The organism is Thiocapsa imhoffii, from assembly GCF_016583985.1.
Lineage (GTDB): Bacteria > Pseudomonadota > Gammaproteobacteria > Chromatiales > Chromatiaceae > Thiocapsa > Thiocapsa imhoffii.
In genome coordinates this window covers 117,145-135,160 of the sequence record NZ_NRSD01000011.1, presented here as the reverse complement: position 1 = coordinate 135,160, position 18,016 = coordinate 117,145, and the positions used below count along the sequence as shown (strand labels likewise).

Annotated in this window: 14 protein-coding genes; 9 read left to right on the top strand and 5 right to left on the bottom strand. The window is 62.5% G+C overall.

From position 1 onward, the window contains the following. Window positions 1-83: 83 nt before the first annotated feature. Window positions 84-380 carry a N(2)-fixation sustaining protein CowN gene (gene cowN, locus CKO25_RS12005; protein WP_200388158.1) on the bottom strand — a complete coding sequence of 99 codons (297 nt, stop codon included), beginning with the start codon at window positions 378-380 and terminating at the stop codon, window positions 84-86. Between the two features lie 288 nt (window positions 381-668). Here cowN and CKO25_RS12000 point away from each other — a divergent pair, with 288 nt between their 5' ends. The 3 genes from CKO25_RS12000 (at window position 669) to CKO25_RS11990 (ending at window position 3,549) form a co-directional block, all read left to right on the top strand. Next, window positions 669-1,670, top strand: coding sequence for an alpha/beta fold hydrolase (locus CKO25_RS12000; protein ID WP_242467579.1), 1,002 nt, complete (start codon window positions 669-671; stop codon window positions 1,668-1,670). 109 nt (window positions 1,671-1,779) lie between these two features. Then, window positions 1,780-2,196: a c-type cytochrome gene (locus CKO25_RS11995; protein ID WP_200388157.1), complete on the top strand. Its 417-nt coding sequence runs from the start codon at window positions 1,780-1,782 to the stop codon at window positions 2,194-2,196. A 258-nt stretch (window positions 2,197-2,454) separates the two neighbouring features. Beyond that, entirely contained in the window at window positions 2,455-3,549 is a 1,095-nt protein-coding gene (locus CKO25_RS11990) for a PilZ domain-containing protein (protein ID WP_200388156.1), read from the top strand. Between the two features lie 56 nt (window positions 3,550-3,605). Here CKO25_RS11990 and CKO25_RS11985 read toward each other — a convergent pair whose 3' ends face one another. Then, a complete protein-coding gene (locus CKO25_RS11985; RefSeq protein ID WP_200388155.1) occupies window positions 3,606-4,025 on the bottom strand; it encodes a type IV pilin protein in 420 nt (139 codons plus the stop codon). Between the two features lie 383 nt (window positions 4,026-4,408). Between CKO25_RS11985 and CKO25_RS11980 the strand changes: the two genes are divergently transcribed. The 4 genes from CKO25_RS11980 to CKO25_RS11965 all read left to right on the top strand — a co-directional run bounded on the left by CKO25_RS11980 (window position 4,409) and on the right by CKO25_RS11965 (window position 8,819). Beyond that, a complete protein-coding gene (locus tag CKO25_RS11980) occupies window positions 4,409-4,951 on the top strand; it encodes a GspH/FimT family pseudopilin (RefSeq protein WP_200388154.1) in 543 nt (180 codons plus the stop codon). Continuing rightward, window positions 4,929-5,792 (top strand): hypothetical protein, encoded by an 864-nt coding sequence (locus tag CKO25_RS11975; RefSeq protein WP_200388153.1) that lies wholly within the window; start codon window positions 4,929-4,931, stop codon window positions 5,790-5,792. Before CKO25_RS11980 ends, CKO25_RS11975 begins: the two co-directional genes overlap by 23 nt. Before the next feature lie 73 nt (window positions 5,793-5,865). Beyond that, window positions 5,866-7,125: a pilus assembly PilX family protein gene (locus CKO25_RS11970; RefSeq protein ID WP_200388152.1), complete on the top strand. Its 1,260-nt coding sequence runs from the start codon at window positions 5,866-5,868 to the stop codon at window positions 7,123-7,125. A 17-nt stretch (window positions 7,126-7,142) separates the two neighbouring features. Continuing rightward, on the top strand, window positions 7,143-8,819 hold the full coding sequence (locus tag CKO25_RS11965) for a type IV pilus modification PilV family protein (protein ID WP_200388151.1): 1,677 nt from the start codon (window positions 7,143-7,145) through the stop codon (window positions 8,817-8,819). Window positions 8,820-8,942: 123 nt separating this feature from the next. Here the strand turns inward: CKO25_RS11965 and CKO25_RS11960 are convergent, their stop codons facing one another. Both CKO25_RS11960 and CKO25_RS11955 read right to left on the bottom strand, forming a co-directional pair. Further along, window positions 8,943-12,137 carry an efflux RND transporter permease subunit gene (locus CKO25_RS11960; RefSeq protein ID WP_200388150.1) on the bottom strand — a complete coding sequence of 1,065 codons (3,195 nt, stop codon included), beginning with the start codon at window positions 12,135-12,137 and terminating at the stop codon, window positions 8,943-8,945. A 96-nt stretch (window positions 12,138-12,233) separates the two neighbouring features. Next, window positions 12,234-13,307: an efflux RND transporter periplasmic adaptor subunit gene (locus tag CKO25_RS11955; RefSeq protein WP_242467577.1), complete on the bottom strand. Its 1,074-nt coding sequence runs from the start codon at window positions 13,305-13,307 to the stop codon at window positions 12,234-12,236. Window positions 13,308-13,493: 186 nt separating this feature from the next. Here CKO25_RS11955 and CKO25_RS11950 point away from each other — a divergent pair, with 186 nt between their 5' ends. After that, the gene (locus CKO25_RS11950) at window positions 13,494-16,073 is read left to right on the top strand and encodes a penicillin-binding protein 1A (RefSeq protein ID WP_371829713.1); all 2,580 of its coding nucleotides are present in this window, start codon (window positions 13,494-13,496) and stop codon (window positions 16,071-16,073) included. Between the two features lie 108 nt (window positions 16,074-16,181). Here the strand turns inward: CKO25_RS11950 and CKO25_RS11945 are convergent, their stop codons facing one another. Continuing rightward, entirely contained in the window at window positions 16,182-17,066 is an 885-nt protein-coding gene (locus tag CKO25_RS11945; RefSeq protein ID WP_200388149.1) for a DUF6279 family lipoprotein, read from the bottom strand. Window positions 17,067-17,595: 529 nt separating this feature from the next. Between CKO25_RS11945 and CKO25_RS11940 the strand changes: the two genes are divergently transcribed. Then, window positions 17,596-18,009, top strand: coding sequence for a hypothetical protein (locus CKO25_RS11940; protein WP_200388148.1), 414 nt, complete (start codon window positions 17,596-17,598; stop codon window positions 18,007-18,009). Window positions 18,010-18,016 lie beyond the last annotated feature (7 nt).

Here is an 18,016-nt window from a genome sequence, read left to right as displayed (position 1 = left end):
CGATGCGCGCGGGACTCAGCGCAAGCCTCTCCCGCGTGCTCGCGGTCAGTTTGCAGGAGTCGAAGAGGGGACGCGGTGTCGGATCAGCAGCACTCGGTTTCTAGGACATCGAGCTCGGCGCTCAATTGCGGTTCGTCGAGACGGTCGAGCAGGTCGCGAATGTCGTTGAGATGACAATGGATGTGGTAAAGCGGATCGTGTGTCGGTCCCGATTCGCCGTCGAGCTTGGCCACCAGATAGGACCAGAAGGGGTCATCATGATCGGCGTCGTGCATGAAGACGCGCAGTGCCTTGACGAAACGCTCGGCGCGTCCGGCGCAGTCGAGGCCAAGAAAGGAGCGATAGCGGTCGAGATCAGTCGGTTGGGGTTGCGGGTTCATGGTGTCAGTTGTGAAATCGATCAGCATGAGGGTGTGTGGAGACCTGCTGATGCAGACCAGTGGGGATGGAGTTGGGTGCCATTGGACAGGCACGAAAATCTCATGCAAGATCGAGGCCGGATGTCCTTGAACGGCTCACCTGGGTCTGCGTGGGTCTGCGACCCTGGCTGATATGACGTGAAACGACTTGCTCAAGCCGGACACGCGGCTCATCCTTAGTTGGTGTGTTCAGTGGTTCTGGTCGAAACACAAGCGATCGATAGCGATCGATGAAATGAGGAGATGTCCATGACGACGCCCGATCTCGATGCGACGCTCGGGGAGCCCAGTGATGAACCCCGGCGCAGCCGATCGTCACGCGATGCCAGGATGCTGACGCAGGCCGTCACCAGCGGTTCCGCCGACGCGTCCGGATTGCTGGGTGAGGCGATGGATGCGCCCCGCGAAGAGTTCCTGAACGACGAGGGTTGGCGGGTTGCCTACTATGCCGACACCGCTGCGCCAGGGCGACCGCTGGTGCTCGTGCACAGTGTGAATGCGGCACCGAGCAGCTTCGAGGTCAAGCCGCTGTTCGAACAGTATCGTGGTAGCCGCCCCGTCTACAGTCTGGATTTGCCAGGATTTGGCCATTCGGAGCGTCGCGCGCAGGGCTACACACCCGAATTCTATGCGCGGACCCTGGTCGCCTTTCTCGAGCGGGTCGTCGGAGCGCCAGCGGATCTCATCGCGCTCTCGCTCGGATGCGAATTCGTCGCGCGCGCGCTGTCCACCCGGCCCATGCTGGCGAACTCCCTGGTGTGCATCGCCCCAACCGGTTTCAGTGCGCGCACGCCATTCGGTCCGCCAGTCGGGCGCGTCGTCCACAGGATTTTGACGATCCCGGGACTCAGCCAGGGACTGTTCAATCTCGTTGCCTCGCGGCGCAGTATCCGCTATTACCTAGGGCAGTCGTTCGTAGGTGACCCTGTCCCTGAGACACTCGCCTATGCCTATGCGACAGCACATCAGCCCGGTGCCCGGCATGCCCCATTGGTCTTTCTGTCGATGCAGTTGTTCACACCCCAGGCCCGGTCGGAACTCTATGGCACGTTGACTGACTTGCCGGTACTCGCGATTGCGGATCAGGATCCTTACATCGATTTTGCGCATCTCGACGACTTTGTGGCCAGCCACCCGAATTGGTCGCGCGAACGCCTTGAACCGAACATGGGCCTGCCGCATTGGGAGCGTTTGTCCGAGACGGTTGGCGTGCTGGATGCCTTTTGGGCCTCGCACCAGCCTGACGCCTGATCTCGTGCGGCGAACGCGCCGCGCGAGTTCGTTCACCCGGTCCAGCGCCCTTGCGCGCCTGGACCACACCGACCATTGGCCTCTCATCACGGCTCATCCTTCAGTGACCATGTTTTATCCTATCAAGGTCTTCTTTTCGATCTCCGCGGGCCTCCTGCTGCTGCCCCTCGTCGTCGGTTGTGGGCAGGACACGGCCGCACCCAACATGCCCCGTTTCGAGGATGACCGCCTGGCGGTCGGTCGCACGCTGTGGATGGGGACCTGCCGCAATTGCCATCTCCTTGGCGCGGCGGGAGCGCCAGCGGTCACCGAGTCCGCCGAGTGGGACCGACGTCTGCGCCGGGGGGTTGAATCGCTCTATGAGAGTGTGTTGAAGGGCATCCAGAATGCCGATGGCAGTGATCGGATGCCAGCGCGTGGCGGGAATTCGCGGCTCACCGATGAGCAGGTGAGGATGGCCGTCGACTTCAAATTGGCCGCCGTGGACAGCTTGCGCGCCGAGGTCAAGGCCGCGTCCGACCAGTAAGCATTTGCAGACGATTGGGATTCTGGTTCCAGCCAAGCTTGCATCGGACCAGTGCACTGGTGTTCAATCGGGCCATGATGACGACGCAACGTGCATTGCGCTCTGACGTCGGTGAGCAAGCCACGAACATCGGTCGCGTCCATCGGACGACGGAATCCCTCTTCTTTGTTCCAGACGACAGCGATTGAGTCCAGTCCACTCAGCGCACCGGCCGGTGCCAGACCAACACCAGTCCCCCCTGGGCAAGACGAGGATGTCGTGAGTCCTGATCCAAAAGATCCATCCGGCCACGCGACGAGTTCGCCGGCCCGTCGTGCGCAACGACGGCTGCGCGTGCAGATTCCGATCAAGGTCATCACGTCTGGTGGCAAGACGGAGATCGAGGCGGTGAGTCAGGATATTTCCTGGGGGGGCGTGCAGTTCACTGCCTTCGTCCCCGTGTCACAGATGGCGGGTCGGTTGCGCTTGGTGTTTCCCTGGACAGGGGGGAAGAGCATCACCTTCATTGCCGATGTCGTGCGCGCCCAGCAACTGGACGACGGCCATGCGCAGGTCGGCGTCCGCTTCGTCAGTCTGTCTCCGAGCAGCCATGTGCGGCTCGAGAAGCTACTGAGGATGCTTGACGACTCCAAGGGCCCGGGCGCCGCAGCGGATGCGGTGGACAAAGAAGAACTGTCACGTGGGCTTGACCTGGTCGTCGATGAGCCCGGTGAATTGCATCGGGTGTTCGAGCAGGTCGCACAGGGACGTTTGCAAGTCAGCACGCGTGATGCTTGGCCCATCAACCAAAGTCTGCGCCTGATGATTCGTGGCGCCTCGCAGGATCTGCCCAGCATTCAATTGCGGGCTCGGGTTCTCACCGTTGAATGGCGTCACCTCGATAGTTTGCGGGAGGGTCCATTGTGCGTGCTGACCCTGGGTTTCGAGCACCCGCGCGCCATGCTCAAACAAGCGTCCGAGGTTCTGTCCGCGCGCTTGCCGCCGGTCGAGGTCAAGTCGGAAGCGAGCCCGGACGCCCATTTCGAGGACCCGATCATCCCGTGGGAATCGGCGCACATTCCTCTTGCCGAGCCGAGTCACGGTCTCACCGACGGGCCATTGACCGACCCCTCGCCGCGTTCCGTTCTCGAGAAACGCTACACGAGCCGTCTGCGTTTGCTCTGTCTGGCATGGGGTGATCCCGAAACCTTCGATTCACAGTTCAAGGAACTCACGCTCGGAGCACTCGCGGTCCCGGGTGGTTGGCCACCCGATGCCTGGGAGGAACTCGGATTCCTCCAAGACGTCCACGACACGGCCTATGGTCTGTCTGAGTTCAGAAAGAGTCCGCTTCGTCCACCGCGACCGCGCTGAATCGGCTGCGCGACTTCCCTGGATGCCTCCAATCGGGTGTCAGCCTGTACCGGAATTCAACGCCAGCAACCGGCTGGACCCCGCGTCTCGCCGGTCGGAGCGACGATGAGTTGGATCGGGTTGCAGGCTGTGTCACGCGCTTGAGCGTCCCGGGGGGTTGCGGTCCCGGTGAACCCGGTCGCCGTGGCGTTCGTGATGGCGAGGGCGTAATGACCCTCGGCTGAGATGGCGGGGATGCCAAGTCCCGCGGGCGGTTGCGCGCTGAGGTTCGTGGTATAGGCGACGCGGTTGGCGCGCCATTTCTCTTGGGCGAGATGAATCCGTAGCAGTGATTCGTGGGCATCCGCGCGCTGGGCGCGTAGGACATGGTTTTGATAGCTGGGATAGGCAATCGCGGCCAAAATGCCGATGATCGCCACCGTGATCATCAGCTCCAGCAGGGTGAAGCCAAGCCTGTTCGTGGTGTCAGGGTGCATGCTTCGAGGCTCCGTAACGACCTGTCTGTTGAGAATCCTCGCCCGGGATGCGGGCTGGTCCGCTCACCCGCGACCCGGTAGCGGGTCCGAGATGGCAATCTGACGAAGGGTGGCGCGCGCCATCGCTCCACGCTGGCGTTGCAACATGGGCTGGCGCTCCGCGTCCCGTGTTGCTCAAGTCTAGAACAGGTCATTCGGCCTGATGTGTTAACCGAATCACGGTGTTCCGCTCCCCCCAGACCTAGACTGAGGATCAAGCCAGGAGTGCGTCGCAGCGCATGCGGGATCGAAACGAACGGATATGACCGTCTCCTTGTGAGGGAACCTGGCGACTGGTGTGCTTGCACGCCCGGTTCCATGGTGATTCTGTTCGAGGTCGGCCGATGTTCAGTCAACAGCGAGCGTCTGGTTTCACGCTGATCGAACTCATGATCGTGATTGCGATCCTGGGGATCCTGGCCTCATTGGCCACGCCGACCTTCGATGTGCTCGATCGGCGTCGCATGGTTGGTGCGACCGATGCGCTCCACAGTCAGATCCAGCTCGCGCGCACAGAGGCGATCAAACGCGCGCGCGAGGTCATCGTTCGACTGAGCCTTGACGAGGCGGCGACGTGGCGTGCCGACGTTCTCATGGTCGATGGGAACAACGAGCAGCTGCTCGATCGGCTGAATGGGGCGCAATTCGAGTCGATCCGGGTGCTTGAGAACTTGCCCCTCGAGTTTCGCTTCGACCCCGTCCGCGGCACCTTGCGCACCCTTGACGACATCACGATCAACTTGGCCTCCGCGCGGGAACACCATACCCGAATTCGCGTTCGGTTTACCGGGCGAACGGCCATCTGTTCCGAACTGGGCAGCGGCTATATCGGGGTCTATCAGCCGTGCGAAGTCGCTGTCAATCATGATGAAACTCAACCGGAATAGCAGCTGGTCGCGACCCGGCCATCAAGGCGGCGTCAATCTCGTCGAGTTGATGATCGGCATGGTCGTCGGCTTGATCGCGCTCGTTGGGTTGATGTCGCTCTATATCGCGGTGCTCGCCGGCCACAGCGACCTGGTTCGCCAGGCGCGCTTGAATCAGGATGTGCGCGTGGCGCTGGATTTCATCACGAATGACATTCGCCGTGCCGGTTATTGGCGCGATGCGGTGAGCATCCCCGCCGGCGCGATTCGGCCGCGCAATTGCTTCATGAGCCGAACGGCTGGTTGTTCGACCGATCCGGCGCTCCCCACGCTCGGCGACATCCATCTCCTCGAGGGCGGCTCCTGTCTCTTGCTCAGCTATGACGCGACCTATACCGGCGCGAGCGATCAGTTGGTCTTCGGCTATCGTCGTGCCGTCCTCCAGGATGTGGGCGTGATCGAGATGCTCGTGGACCCGACGGGTGCTGCTCGCAATACCAACCCCGGGGGGTGCGGTGCCGATGACACGCCCGCGGACACGCGGTGGGTGGCCCTAACGGATCCCAATGAAACCAACGTGACCAATTTGCAATTTTCAACCGTTGGTTCACGTTGTGTCAACGTTTCGACCGGAGTGGCGGCTTGGACGGTCAGCACTGAAGCGAGCGTGACGCCCGCCTGTATCGAGTACCAAGCCCAGCCGGGTGCGGTCGCATCAGGACAGAGTTTGGTGGAGAGCCGGACGATCCGGGTTCGGGTCCAGGCGGTACACCGGACGGACCCCGTGATTCAACTCGGGGCTGGAAATGGGATCGAACGGGCGGTGAGGGTCCAGAACAATCGCATGATCGACGTCCTGTGAATGAGTCGGCACGGCCCTGTGACCTGACTCGGCTGCTGAGCTGGGGAGGCGGATAATGGCCAGGTGTTTCAGAATGATGACGCGGCGCGGATGGCCCGACAGGATCGGCTGGCGTCAGCGGGGGATCGCAACGCTGGTCGTCGCCATCATTCTGCTGGTGGGCGTCTCGATGGCCGTGATCTTTGGCTCGCGCGTCGCCTTGATGGAACAACGACTGGCGGCCAATTCACTGCGCTCGGCTCAGGCCGCCAGCGCTGCTCAGGCCGGACTCGAGCGCGCGCTCGCGCACATCCGTGGCGGTGGCGTTCCCGGGACCTGTCAGTTCATGGGGACACTCCCAGAGTCGGCGGCCGAGAATGCCTCCGCGACACTCTATTGGGCGCGTTTCCAAAATCCTGACTTGGGGTTCGCCGAACCCATATGTCCCGCTGTGCCGCCCGCGAACATCGACCTCACGGACTGCGCGAACCGAACCGGTGGCGCGACCCGGCGACTCACCATCGTCTCCTGCGGTTGGAGTGATGATCGGGCTGGGCTGCAATATGCCGTCGCCGATGTCCGCGCGGGGCCATCACTGGGCGGTCCTGGCCCGACCAACCCCATGATCTCGGGGACTGGGGTTGTGTTCAATGGCGCCGCACGGGTGTTCAACCTCTTCAATAATCTGACGATTTGGTCCGCTGGGGCCTTCTCGGTCTCGGGCAATCCCGGGAACACCTTCATTCGCAATCCAGCCAATCCAAGCCTGAGCCAGGATCCCCTGGTGTTGCAGAGCAGCATCGCCGATTTGCCGAGCAGTTGTGGCACGCACAACACCACGGACACCTATATCTGTACGACCGATGCCAGTGTGATCGGCCCCGATGTGATTGATCACGACTATGCGTTGGCGAATCTCTCGCAAGCGGCCTTTTTCGAGGCCTTCATGGGCGTTCCTCGCGAGGAATACAAACGGGCCATCGCGAGTCAGATCCTCAGCGGTGCCCAGCTCAACGCGATCAGCGGTCCAGTCGGCGGACAAGTGATCTGGGTCGAGGGTGATCTCTCGACTGGAAAAGATCTGGGTTCCCCGACACGACCGCTGGTGCTGATCGTTGACGGTAATGCGACCTTCACGGGGAATCCCAACTTTTATGGGGTGCTTTATGTCGACGGTGATCTGAGTGTGAATGGCATCCCGCGTTTCTTCGGCTCGGCGATCATTCGTGGGCAGGGTAAAGGGGGAGGGACGCCGAGATTTATCTATGATCCCCAAGCGGTTCGCAATGCAGCGCAACTCGGAGCACGCGCGGTGCTGTCTGGAAGCTGGCGCGATTGGGTTGTGACACCATGACACTGGGGGATAAGACCATGCCCAGAACAGGCGTCGGCAAAACCGCTGGTTCGATTCTGATCGAGGCCATCATTGCCCTGGTGATCCTTTCAGGTGGGCTGCTCGCGATCGCCAAATTGCAGGGCGCGCTGGTCGGCAGTTCGGGTGATTCGAAGGCGCGCTCAGAGGCCGCGCAGTTCGCCGGGAGCCGCCTCGATGCCTTACGGGCCAATTTTCAGACCAGCACTGATCGCTGCGCGGCCTTATTGGCGAATCACGGCACCACCACGGGGACCTGGACCGGCCTCAACACGACCTTTACTTGGACGGAGACGCGGACCCTGGTGGGCACCCGCCTGCGGGTGAGGCAAGTCGTGACTTGGCAGGATGCCCGCGCTCAGGCGCAGACCGTGACCCTAGTGAGTGAGATGAGCTGCGAGGATCCCTTCAGCGCGCTCAATGCCAGTCGCGGCGGATTGGCCGGGCCGGGTCTCATCAAGACTCCGACCGGGCGGGCGAGTCTGCCGCCGAATGTGAGTCCGCTGATCGCAGCGGAGGAGGGGGTGTCAGTCATCCAACACGCTGACGGCAGCGAGACGCGCATTCGCGGCACCAGGGTGCAACTGGTTGCCAACGAGACGGTGGTCTTGCAGATGGAGAGTTCAACCGCCGGCCAGGGCTTCAGCCGGGTCTCGGGTGAGGTCTTCATCGACAAGAGTTACAGTGTCAGCGGGAATAACCCAGACATCGATCTACAGTCACTGAAGGTGATCTCCTCGGATTCATCGCTCTGTGTGCGGATCTTTAAAGACAACAAGAGCGATTTTAATACCCAGTGGTCAGCTCAGCTCAAGCCCGAGGCGATCGATCGTGGTCCTTATTGGTCGCTCCAATACAGCTGCTATGTCGGAGAGGGTTGGTATGGGAACATCGGCATCGTGCGTCTCGAGCGTGCCGCGAACAAGGACCGCATCTGTGTCGGCGATCCCGCGGTTGCCCCGACGACATTTTGGAGTAGTCGCCACCGTGCCTTAAGCACGATTCGGAAATATCGCGGCTATCAGGCACGCGCTGTCGGGACCGGCTACACCGCGGTCGGAATCGGTGTCAACGCGAGCTACGATCCCGCGAACGAGACGAGTCAAGCCTACACCGCGACGCACCTCGCAAATCAACATTTCCTGCTGACACCGATCACGGGACAGCCGACCGACAGTGCCTGCGCCGCCCCCATGTCTCGTGATGGGACGTCACTCTTCAGTGGCAATCTGGGGATGAATGTCTGCATCTCTGGCGTGGGAACTTGTCCGGGTGAGCCCAATGCGGAACAGACCTTTCTCACCGTCGAGGGTTTGATCTATCTGACACCGAAACAGGCCAATGCGCCGACTCTGCTCAACATCGATACGGGTGAGTGCCCGCTCACGAGCCTCAAGCAGAAGGATGATGGCAACTATTCGTTCGAATGCTGGGTGAGCCGCGCCGGTTGGACGGGCGAATCGGGTTCGGGCGAGATCGAGGTTGTGCTCGCTGATCAAACCGCGCTGTGTGATTGGCATAGTGCGCGCACCTCAAGTTATGCGCGTCTTGATCTCGGCGTTGATCCACCTTCAACTCCGAAGATCTTGCTCGAGAATGTGCCCAGTACGGAGGATCTGGTCACCGTCGATATTCAGGTTCGGTCGCAGTCGGTCTCCTGTGCCGCTAACCCATAAGCCACTTGACATTCATGGTCTTGAGGGTTCCATGGGCGGTTTGTCAGGCATCAGGGTGATGGCTTGAATCTTTCTGTCTGGGTTGTTTGCTCGGGGATGAGAAGAGAGTCTCGCAAGACGAGATCATGGGTCGCGCAACCCGGGCGCGGGCGTTGGCGCCTTCGCCAAGCGCCGCGCCTGGCGCCGTTCCTGCCATTCGGTCAGGAGATCCCAGATGACGGGTACGATGAAGAGGGTCAGCAGGGTCGCGGTGGCCAGTCCAGTGACGAAGGTGGATGCCATCGAGCCCCAGATCACCGAATAATTCGGAAACCCGATGGCCATCGGTAAGAGCCCAAGCGTGGTGGTCAGGGTGGTCAAGAGGATTGGGCGCAGTCGCAGATCGACTCCGGCGCGGATGGCCTCATGACGGGTCATGCCGTCACGGTAGCGACGGTTGATGAATTCGATTAAGAGCAATGCGTCGTTGACGACGACGCCGGTGACCCCAACGACGGCAATGAAGCTGTTCACGGTGAAAAGTGATTGCGTGATCACCTTGCCGAAGACCACTCCGATGATCGAGAAGACGACGGCCGAAATGATGATCAGGGGCTGGGAATAGGATTTGAACTGGGTCGCCAGGATGAGATAGATGAGCAGGACGGCGAGCCCAAAGGCGCGCAACAGACTGTCGAATGAACGCTGCGTTTCCTCGAAGGCGCCGCCGAAAACCAAGTTGGCACCGGGATACTCTGCCTGGAGATCCTGGTATTGGGAGCGGAACCAAGCCACCACCTGAGCACTTGAGATCGGCGCGCCCGGCGCGATGTCCGCCGCGATCGCCTGGCTGCGTTGCCGTTGGTAGCGAGCGAGTTCACCCGGCTGGATCTCGGCGCTAGGACGCAAGACGTCGCCTAGGAGGATCGAGCCGTCCGCGCGCTCCAAGACCGGGATGTCGAGTGCGGCCTCCGGCGTCCGGAGATAGCTCGGATCGACGCGCAATTTCAGGTCGACCTCTTCGTCATGGAGTCGATAGTAGCCAATGTAGCGGCCGTCGAGCACGGAGGCCGCCAGCCGCGCCGCATCGCCGGCCGTCAGGCCGAATTCCTGCGCGCGTGCCGCATCGACCGCCAACCGGAACACCCGTGCCGGGCGGGCGCGCTCGGCGGAGAGATCACGCAGGTGCGGGCTGAAGTCAGGATGGTTGCGCAGCCGTTCCAACAGGATGCTCGCGAGTCCCTGAACCGCTTGCTCGTCGGTTCCCACGACCTCGACATTGATGTCCTTGCCGGTCGGCGGGCCGTCTTTCTGTGGCCGCACCGTCACCCGGAAATCGGGTTGAGCGAATTCCGCGACCAGCCGCTGTCGCATCCATTCGAGATGCTCAAGCGGCTCGTCGAAACCCTGCTCCCCCTTGAGCGGGAGGGCGACCATGACCATGCCGAGGTGCTGACCGATGTCCTCCTCGTAATCCTCATTGAACTGGAACCCCGCGTAACCCGCCGCCGAGCGTGCGAAGCTCGGGCCGTCGTCCATGATGAAGCGGGCGACCGCCTTCACGCGCTCATGGGTGTCCGCGATGGGTGTTTCGGGTGGGCCCTCGATGAAGGCGTAGTAGGTGGTGTAGTCATCTGGAAAGAATTGGATCCGCACGAAACTCGCGCTGCCCGTGATGGAGAGGCTGAACATGGTCACGGCGGTGATGAAAGCGACCAGGACGACGCCGAGGCTGAGCATCCGAAAGCGCAAGCTGATTCCAACGAGGCGTTGCGTGAGTGCCCGCAGGGCCGGCATCAGGCGTCCCTCACCGCCCCCCCGCCCCCGACCGATGCCCAGTGTCGCGGCGACGGCTGGGCCGCGTGGACCGAAGTCGAGGTAATGGATGGGGAGGATGAGCAGACACTCGAAGAGCGAGGCAATGATGGCAAAGGTGACGGCCTTCGGGATGAGCGCGAAGAATTCGCCCGTGGAGCCCGTCATGATGAGCATGGGAAGAAAGGCGGCGATCGTGGTGAGAGAGGAGGAGATCACCGGCCAGGCCACCTCCGCCGTGCCGTCGATGATCGCTTGCTCGAGCGCCTGGCCCGATTGCACGCGGCGGTAGATGTTCTCGACAACGACGATGGCGTCGTCGACGATGATTCCCGAGACCAGGACGAAACTGAATAGGGTGATTTCGTTCAGCGAATTCCCGGTCAGTTGCATCAGGACCATGGTCACCATGTAGGCGAAGGGGATTCCGATCGTGACCAAGCCCGCGTTGCGCACACCGAGGACGAGCCAGAGGATCAGGCTCACCAAGAGGATCCCGACGATAAGATTCCAGCCGAGTGTTTGGAGCGATTCCTTGATGTAGGTGGTGGAATCCTGTGTGAAGGTGACGGCGATGCCTTCTTGCGCGAGCTGGGGTGCGAACTCCGCGACGATGGCCTGCGCGGCGGCATAAATGCTGATGGCACTGCCTTGCGGCGATTTGAGCAGCCGCAACGCCACCGCGTCGATGCCGTTCGCGGAGGTCATAACGATCGGGGTGCGGTAGTCCAGGCGCGCGTCCGCGATCACGTCCTCCAGGGTCAGGAAGGAACCGTCGGCGTCCCGTCTGAGCTTGGTTTGCACCACCTGCTCACGACTGCGAAAGCGTTCATCGACCCGGACCAGATAGTCTCCACTCTCATCGCTGAACTGACCGGCGGGGAGGGTGACATTGGCATCCTGGAGTGCCGCGGCAACGTGATCGAAGCTGATGCCGTTCGCCTTGAGCTTCCAGGGATCGAGCATGATGTGAAATTCGCGCCGCTGCTCCCCATCGAGTCTGACCTCGGCGACTCCGGGAATCTGCGCCAACCGCAGCTGCAACTCCTGACCGATCAGCGCCAGTGCCCGGTTGGACCGCTCACCCATGAGGTTGACCGTCACGACCGGCAACCAGAAAGAGGTGCGCACCAGATCGAAGCGCGGCGGATCGATCCCGCTTGGCAGGCGCTCGAGGGCGCTCAAGACCCGAAAGCGCAGCTCGTTGTAGAGCAACTCATAGTCGCTGTCGTCACGAAACTTCACCGTCAGGCTCGAGCGCTCGCGCTGAGATTTGGCGCGGATGAATTCGACGTCCTCGAGGCCATCGAGCGCGCGTTCGATCTCACGGGTGACCAGGGCCTCGACGTCGCTCGGTGAGGCACCTGGATAGATGGTCGAGATCACCACCTTCCCGAAATTGACCTCGGGATAACGCTCGGTCGGCAGCGCATCGAGCGCGAAGATGCCCGCGACGAAGATCAACACGAACAGCACATTAAAGAGCACGCGCTGACGAAGGGTGAAGCGGACGATGGACGTCATGGTCTCTGTGGGAAGCGGTAGCTGCGGCCGTGGCACGATTCAGTGACTGAGATGGTGACGTTCGCCGCGGGGTTGAAGGGGCGCGCGTCCTGGCCGTCAGTCTGGGGCGGAGAGACGAATCCGGTCACCCTCCGCTAGACCGGGTGCGCTCACGCGCATGCGAGATGCGTCGCGGGCATCGGGGCCGAGTGGCAACACCGGGATCCGCTCGCCGCTGTCGCGGATCACCCAGACCTCATCGTAACTCGATGCGAGCGCGGAGCGGGGAACACTGAGGGCTCCAGTCGCCTCGGCTAGGGGCAGCCCGAGCCGCAGTCGCAGGCCACCGCGTGGATCTGGTACCGGGTCGATGAGGGCGAGTTCAACAGCGATCTTGCGTGTCTCGGGGTCGAATGAGGGATTGACGCGATGAATGCGCGCGGCCAGTGTTTCGGTTGGCGCGGCCGCGCGCGGTTGGCCGCGGGTGGCGTCGAGGGGTTGCAGGCCTAGCTGATCGGCCGTTGCCGAGAGCGCGGCGAACTGCTCTGGAGTTAAGGCGAAGGGCACGAGCAGTGTGGAAAAATCGGCCGCGCTGCCGAGTGTCTCGCCGGTGCTGACCCACTGACCCGGCTCGATCCGCCGGGCCGTGATGCGGTGTCCGGGTGGGGCGAGAATCGTGGCGCGCGCAATGCGTTCCTCAAGGATCCGCTGGCGCACATCCAGCGCGCGCAGTTGATGGCGATTGTCGCGCACGGACTGCTCCAGTGCGTCGAGCTGTGACGCCGAAGCACTGTTCTGACGCACCAACTCGCGGATCCGTTCGACCTCGCGCTCGTCGAACGCGATTTGATCGCGCATCCGCTCCTGCTGAACCCGTAGGTCCTCGAGGTCGAGACGCAGGAAGGTGGTGTCGAGTTGCGCGAAGCGGCCGCTCTCGTCGACCTGCTCGCCGATGTCGAGAAAGACCTGCCGCACCCGCCCCTCGGTTTCCGCGACCAGGGGGGTCTGTGCCGCGGCGCGGGTGAAGCCAATGAGTTCGACCTCGCGCGTCGCGGCGACCACCGAGGTGGTGTCAGGGGACGGCTCGAGAGGCTGCGCGACCCTAGAGCGGTCATCGCCTTGCGCCGCGGTCGTGATGCTCTGCATCAGAGCGACGGCGAACACGATCGGGATGGGACCGTTCAACACCATGATCGAAATCCTCAACGACGCGGATGGGCAGTCACGACCCCGCCGCCGAGGATCTGCTCGGCACAACAGGGCGTTAGTGTACAATTCAATTCGGTCACCATGCATGACATCGAGCAACGTGCCTAAGCCGCGGTGCAGGCGCCCGTTTGGCCAGGTCCACAGCGGCTAGAGTTGCGGGAGAGACGCTTGAATCAAGACTCGGACAGACGATCGGCCGGTTCCGGTATCCAGGAGCCGCGCGCGGCATCGCCCCCCGACCCTGGTCCGCGTGGGGACACACACCACCCGGGCACCTTGCCGCCCGGTGCGCGACGCTCCGCGCGGGTGCTCCGCGCACGGCGGCCACGTTCCCCCTTCACTTGGTTCTTCGGGTTCTTGAGCATCCTCGGCCCCCCCTTGCAGATCACCGCTCTGGGGCTGACGGGCGCGGCGCTCTTCATCGCCGTTCATGACCCACAGTTGCCGAGCATCGAGAGTCTACTCCAGGCCCAATATGAGACCCCGTTGCAGGTTTACAGCCGCGACGGTGCCCTGATGGCTGAATTTGGCATCGAACGGCGTCAACCGGTTGCCTTCAGTGAGATCCCTCCGCTCGTCATCAACGCCTTTCTCGCCACCGAGGACAGCCGCTTCTTCGAGCACGCGGGTGTCGACTTCGTGGGTCTGGGACGCGCCTTGTTGAGCTTTGCCGAGACTGGGGCCAAGACGCAGGGGGGCAGCACCATCACCATGCAGGTGACGAGAAATGTCCTGCTGAGCGCGGAGAAGACCTTCGAGCGGAAACTCGCCGAGATCCTGCTGACCCTGCAAGTCGAGCGTGAGTTGACGAAGGACCAAATCCTCGACCTCTATCTCAATCAGATCTTCTTCGGTCATCGTGCCTACGGCATTTCGGCCGCCGCCGCCCTCTACTACAACAAGGATCTCGATGCCCTCACGCCGGCCGAGGCCGCGATGTTGGCAGGCATCCCCAAGGCCCCGACGACCAACAACCCCGTCACCAATCCGGCGCGCGCGCTTGCACGACGCAACTACATTCTCGGGCGGATGTTGGAGCTGGGGTATATCGATCAGGCCGAGTATGAGATTGCGGTTCTGACGCCTGATCTGGCACGCCTGCATCGACGCGCCCCCGAGCTGGAAGCCGGGTATGTCGCGGAAATGGCCCGCCAAGCGATCGCTGACTATTATGGAGAGGCCGCCCTCAGTCAGGGGCTGCGCGTGACCACGACGATCGAGTCGCGGCTTCAAGAGGCCGCGCAGCACGCGGTGCGTCGCGCATTGCGCGACTACGATCGGCGCCATGGCTATTACGGTGCCGAGGCGAGAGTCGATCTCGACGGGGCCCGTGATGCCGACCTCGATACCTACCTCGCTGAGGTGGTACGCGTGCCCGACCTGACAGCGGGCTTGGTGTTGAATGCCTCCGCGGATGCTGCGGAGGTCTATCTCGCCGGTGGTGAGCGAGTCACCTTGGCACTGAAGCACGTGGCCTGGGCGCAGGAGTTTCGCAATGAGAATTGGCGGGGGCCGAAGCCACGGCGCGTCACCGACGTCCTGGCGGCTGGTGATCTCGTGCGCTTACAGCAAGGCACCGATGGTCAGTGGGAACTGGGGCAGAAACCGCGTGTCTCGGGCGCATTGGTCACGATTGCCCCGCGTGACGGGGCGGTGCGCGCCCTCGTTGGCGGTTACTCCTTCAACGAGAGTAAATTCAATCGTGCGGTCGACATGCGCCGTCAACCGGGTTCCAGTTTCAAACCATTCGTTTACGCTGCCGCACTGCACCGCGGTTGGACCCCCGCGAGTTTGCTCCGGGACGAAGCCGTCAAGAATGCCGGTCAAGAGGGTTGGAATCCGCGCAACGCGGACCGCAAGGAGCTGGGTCCGATCCGCATGCGGCGGGCCTTGGCCTTGTCTCGCAATCTGGCCTCGATCAATCTTCTGCAGGATCTCGGTCTGGAGGATGCGCAGGATTATATTCAACAATTCGGGTTCGATCTCGAGGCGTTACCACTCGGTTTGTCGATGGCCCTCGGCACTGGCGAGATGTCCCCGGTGAAGTTGGCCGAAGGGTTTGCCGTGTTCGCCAACGGTGGCTATCACGTCGTGCCCTATTTCATCGAACGTGTCGAGACCCGCGAAGGCCAGGTCCTCTTCGAGGCGCGCGCACCTCAGGCGTGCGCCGATTGCTGGTATCGCTCGGGGGACGCCTCCGCGATGGTTCTGCCGACCAGCCCGCTCCCGCAGGCGCCACAGGTCATCGATCCACGGATCGCCTATCAGATGACCTCGCTGATGCGTGAGGTTATCGAGACCGGCACAGGCACGCGGGCGAAGGCGCTGGGGCGGAGCGACGTCGTGGGCAAGACCGGAACCACCAACGACATCCGTGACTCATGGTTCGCCGGCTATCAGGCCAACTTCGTGACCGTGGCCTGGATGGGGTTTGATGATTTCGAGAAACTCGGGCGCGGCGAGGAGGGCGGCCGGGCGGCGCTGGGGATGTGGGTCGATTTCATGGCCGAGGCGCTCGATGGTCTTCCAGTGGCGTCACTGGAACCACCTCCGGGGATGGTTCAGGTGCGAGTCGATCCCAACCGGGGAACCCCAACGCGGGCGCGTGGTGGTCTCCTCGAGATGGTCAGCGAGGAGTTCAAGGACGCGTTACAGGGCCCCGAGGCCTTCCGCGTCGCGGGGCCGGCCCGCGCGGCCGACACCTCGGTGCGGCGCTCAGCACCGCGTGTGATGGACGATCTCTTCTAGCTTGGCGACGGCTGGCCCGCTGGTTCGGCGCCTGGGCGACGGCGTGCGGATCCTGTTCTCTCGATCGGAATGGCCAATTGGCGCCGTGCCCGGTTGCGCTCACGCCGTTCAGCAGGCCAGCGGTGCCATGCGCGGCTGACGCTGCAGTTTCAGCAGGTCATCGCGGATCCCACGCAGGCGTGTTTCGAGCCGCTGGCGTTGGGTCGGATCAAGACTGGCGCCGAGCCGGATGACGAGTTCACTGATGCGCTCGGTGATCTGCTCACCGCTTTGTTCGAGCTCTTGCGGCAGGTCGCTGAAGGTGACGAGCCAGGCGGAGAGAAAGGCGTGGATCTCAGGTTCGGACGCGTTCGCTCGCAGCATGGCGATCAACTGCTTGCGCTTGTGCGTGCGGTAGTCGAGCAGACGCTCCTGACTGTTCGGCATGCGATCGGTGATGTCGGCGAGGATGAACTGTTGCTCGGCATTGAGCGGTCCGGTCCAGTCTTCGATCGACTTGACATAGCGGCGGGTCCGCGCAAGCCGTTCGTTTTCCCGAGTGCGCTCGGCCTGCTTCGCGCGATCCTCCTCCGCCTGTTTAGCGAAGCGCTGCTCGAGTTGCTGCACCTGGGACGCCGAGAGGTCGGTAAGGAGTGGGGCGGCGAGGTTGACCGCGATGCGGGCCTGACGTTGGTAGAGCGCTCGCAACTCAGCGGTCAGGCATGCCGTGTTGTGTTGGTCGAACCCCTGTTCACTGGCCTTCAGTAGATGGTCGAAGTAGGCGGCGAGATAGGGCAATTCCTCGCTGCGATGGCGCGCAAGCTCTGCCTCAAGGACCGGTTCCCAGCGCCTGACTTGGGCGCGATCGAGACTCAAATAGTCGCGCGCATAGTTTTTCACCAGGAATGGGCCGGTATTGTAGGCCACGCCGATGCGGCTACAGCCGCTGCTCAATGGCAGGAGCACCACCGAGGTGACGAGCAGAAGCAGGGTGAGGCGTGAGAGTCCAAACATGACAGCGATGATGAGTGAGGATCAGGATGCGAGGTTGGCGGGAGTACCGATCAGAGTGATCGCGGATCATACCCTGTCCGCGAATCAGGCTCGGGACCGGCGGCCTTAATGAGCCCGTCAGGGTCTTCGAGGTTCAAGATTCATTTCTGGTCGCCTCGGGCTGAAACAATAGCTCATGTCGATCGTCGACACGGTCGCTTGTGCACCTGACGCCGCGCCCGCCCTCTCGGGGTCTTGTTCGCGAGTGCGCGCGTCCCGATTCTCTAGGCCCGTTTCGCATGGATTAATCAGCGCCCACACTGACGTAACCCGTTGTGCGAAGGTCGGCCGGATGTCTCGGGGGAACCCTGCCGTGACCTCGATGGTCAGTCTGAGCATCGCCGTCTCCTGAAATGCCACATCACCCGAGAGCACGGTCGTGACTCCGATGTTCCGGATCGCCACCGTGCCTCATCAGCAACTTCGTCACCCGTGATGACGAACACGGGATCGCGCCATGCGCTCGGATCAACCGACGAGGAATTCGACCATGAAATGTCCCTTTTGCGCCCCCCTGACCAAGAACATGGCACGCTGCCGCCACGCGCAAGAGGTGGTCCGGCGCGGCGGATCCGAATTCGACTGCCTTTCGCCGAACGATCATCAACGCTGTAGCTGGGTCCATGGGGCGCTCAAGTCCCATGCGCTCTCCGCCTTCGAGGTCGCGGACGATCTCAATACCATGCCCCACAGCGTGCAGGTGAAGATTCAGTCTGGCGGCTTGTTGGGTTTGCAACGGTTGCTCGGCGAGGACGGCTTGGCTGGCTCCATCGAGGATATCCACACCCTGATCGAGCGTGCCGCCGCCCACTTCGGGGGGGTCGAACAGATTCCCTACAGCCGCCTGGAGGCCGATATGGTCGGGTTTCGATTGGAGCGTCGCACCGCTCGGCGGCGGGTCTGATGTCTGG

What these genes read in the sequence shown, in the direction of transcription:
- CKO25_RS11970 (WP_200388152.1), top strand. Translation starts at nt 5,866, where the DNA reads ATGATGACGCGGCGCGGATGGCCCGACAGGATCGGCTGGCGTCAGCGG.
- CKO25_RS12000 (WP_242467579.1), top strand. Translation starts at nt 669, where the DNA reads ATGACGACGCCCGATCTCGATGCGACGCTCGGGGAGCCCAGTGATGAA.
- CKO25_RS11945 (WP_200388149.1), bottom strand. Translation starts at nt 17,066, where the DNA reads ATGTTTGGACTCTCACGCCTCACCCTGCTTCTGCTCGTCACCTCGGTG.
- CKO25_RS11995 (WP_200388157.1), top strand. Translation starts at nt 1,780, where the DNA reads ATGTTTTATCCTATCAAGGTCTTCTTTTCGATCTCCGCGGGCCTCCTG.
- CKO25_RS11955 (WP_242467577.1), bottom strand. Translation starts at nt 13,307, where the DNA reads ATGGTGTTGAACGGTCCCATCCCGATCGTGTTCGCCGTCGCTCTGATG.
- cowN (WP_200388158.1), bottom strand. Translation starts at nt 380, where the DNA reads ATGAACCCGCAACCCCAACCGACTGATCTCGACCGCTATCGCTCCTTT.
- CKO25_RS11960 (WP_200388150.1), bottom strand. Translation starts at nt 12,137, where the DNA reads ATGACGTCCATCGTCCGCTTCACCCTTCGTCAGCGCGTGCTCTTTAAT.
- CKO25_RS11965 (WP_200388151.1), top strand. Translation starts at nt 7,143, where the DNA reads ATGCCCAGAACAGGCGTCGGCAAAACCGCTGGTTCGATTCTGATCGAG.
- CKO25_RS11940 (WP_200388148.1), top strand. Translation starts at nt 17,596, where the DNA reads ATGAAATGTCCCTTTTGCGCCCCCCTGACCAAGAACATGGCACGCTGC.
- CKO25_RS11980 (WP_200388154.1), top strand. Translation starts at nt 4,409, where the DNA reads ATGTTCAGTCAACAGCGAGCGTCTGGTTTCACGCTGATCGAACTCATG.
- CKO25_RS11985 (WP_200388155.1), bottom strand. Translation starts at nt 4,025, where the DNA reads ATGCACCCTGACACCACGAACAGGCTTGGCTTCACCCTGCTGGAGCTG.
- CKO25_RS11975 (WP_200388153.1), top strand. Translation starts at nt 4,929, where the DNA reads ATGATGAAACTCAACCGGAATAGCAGCTGGTCGCGACCCGGCCATCAA.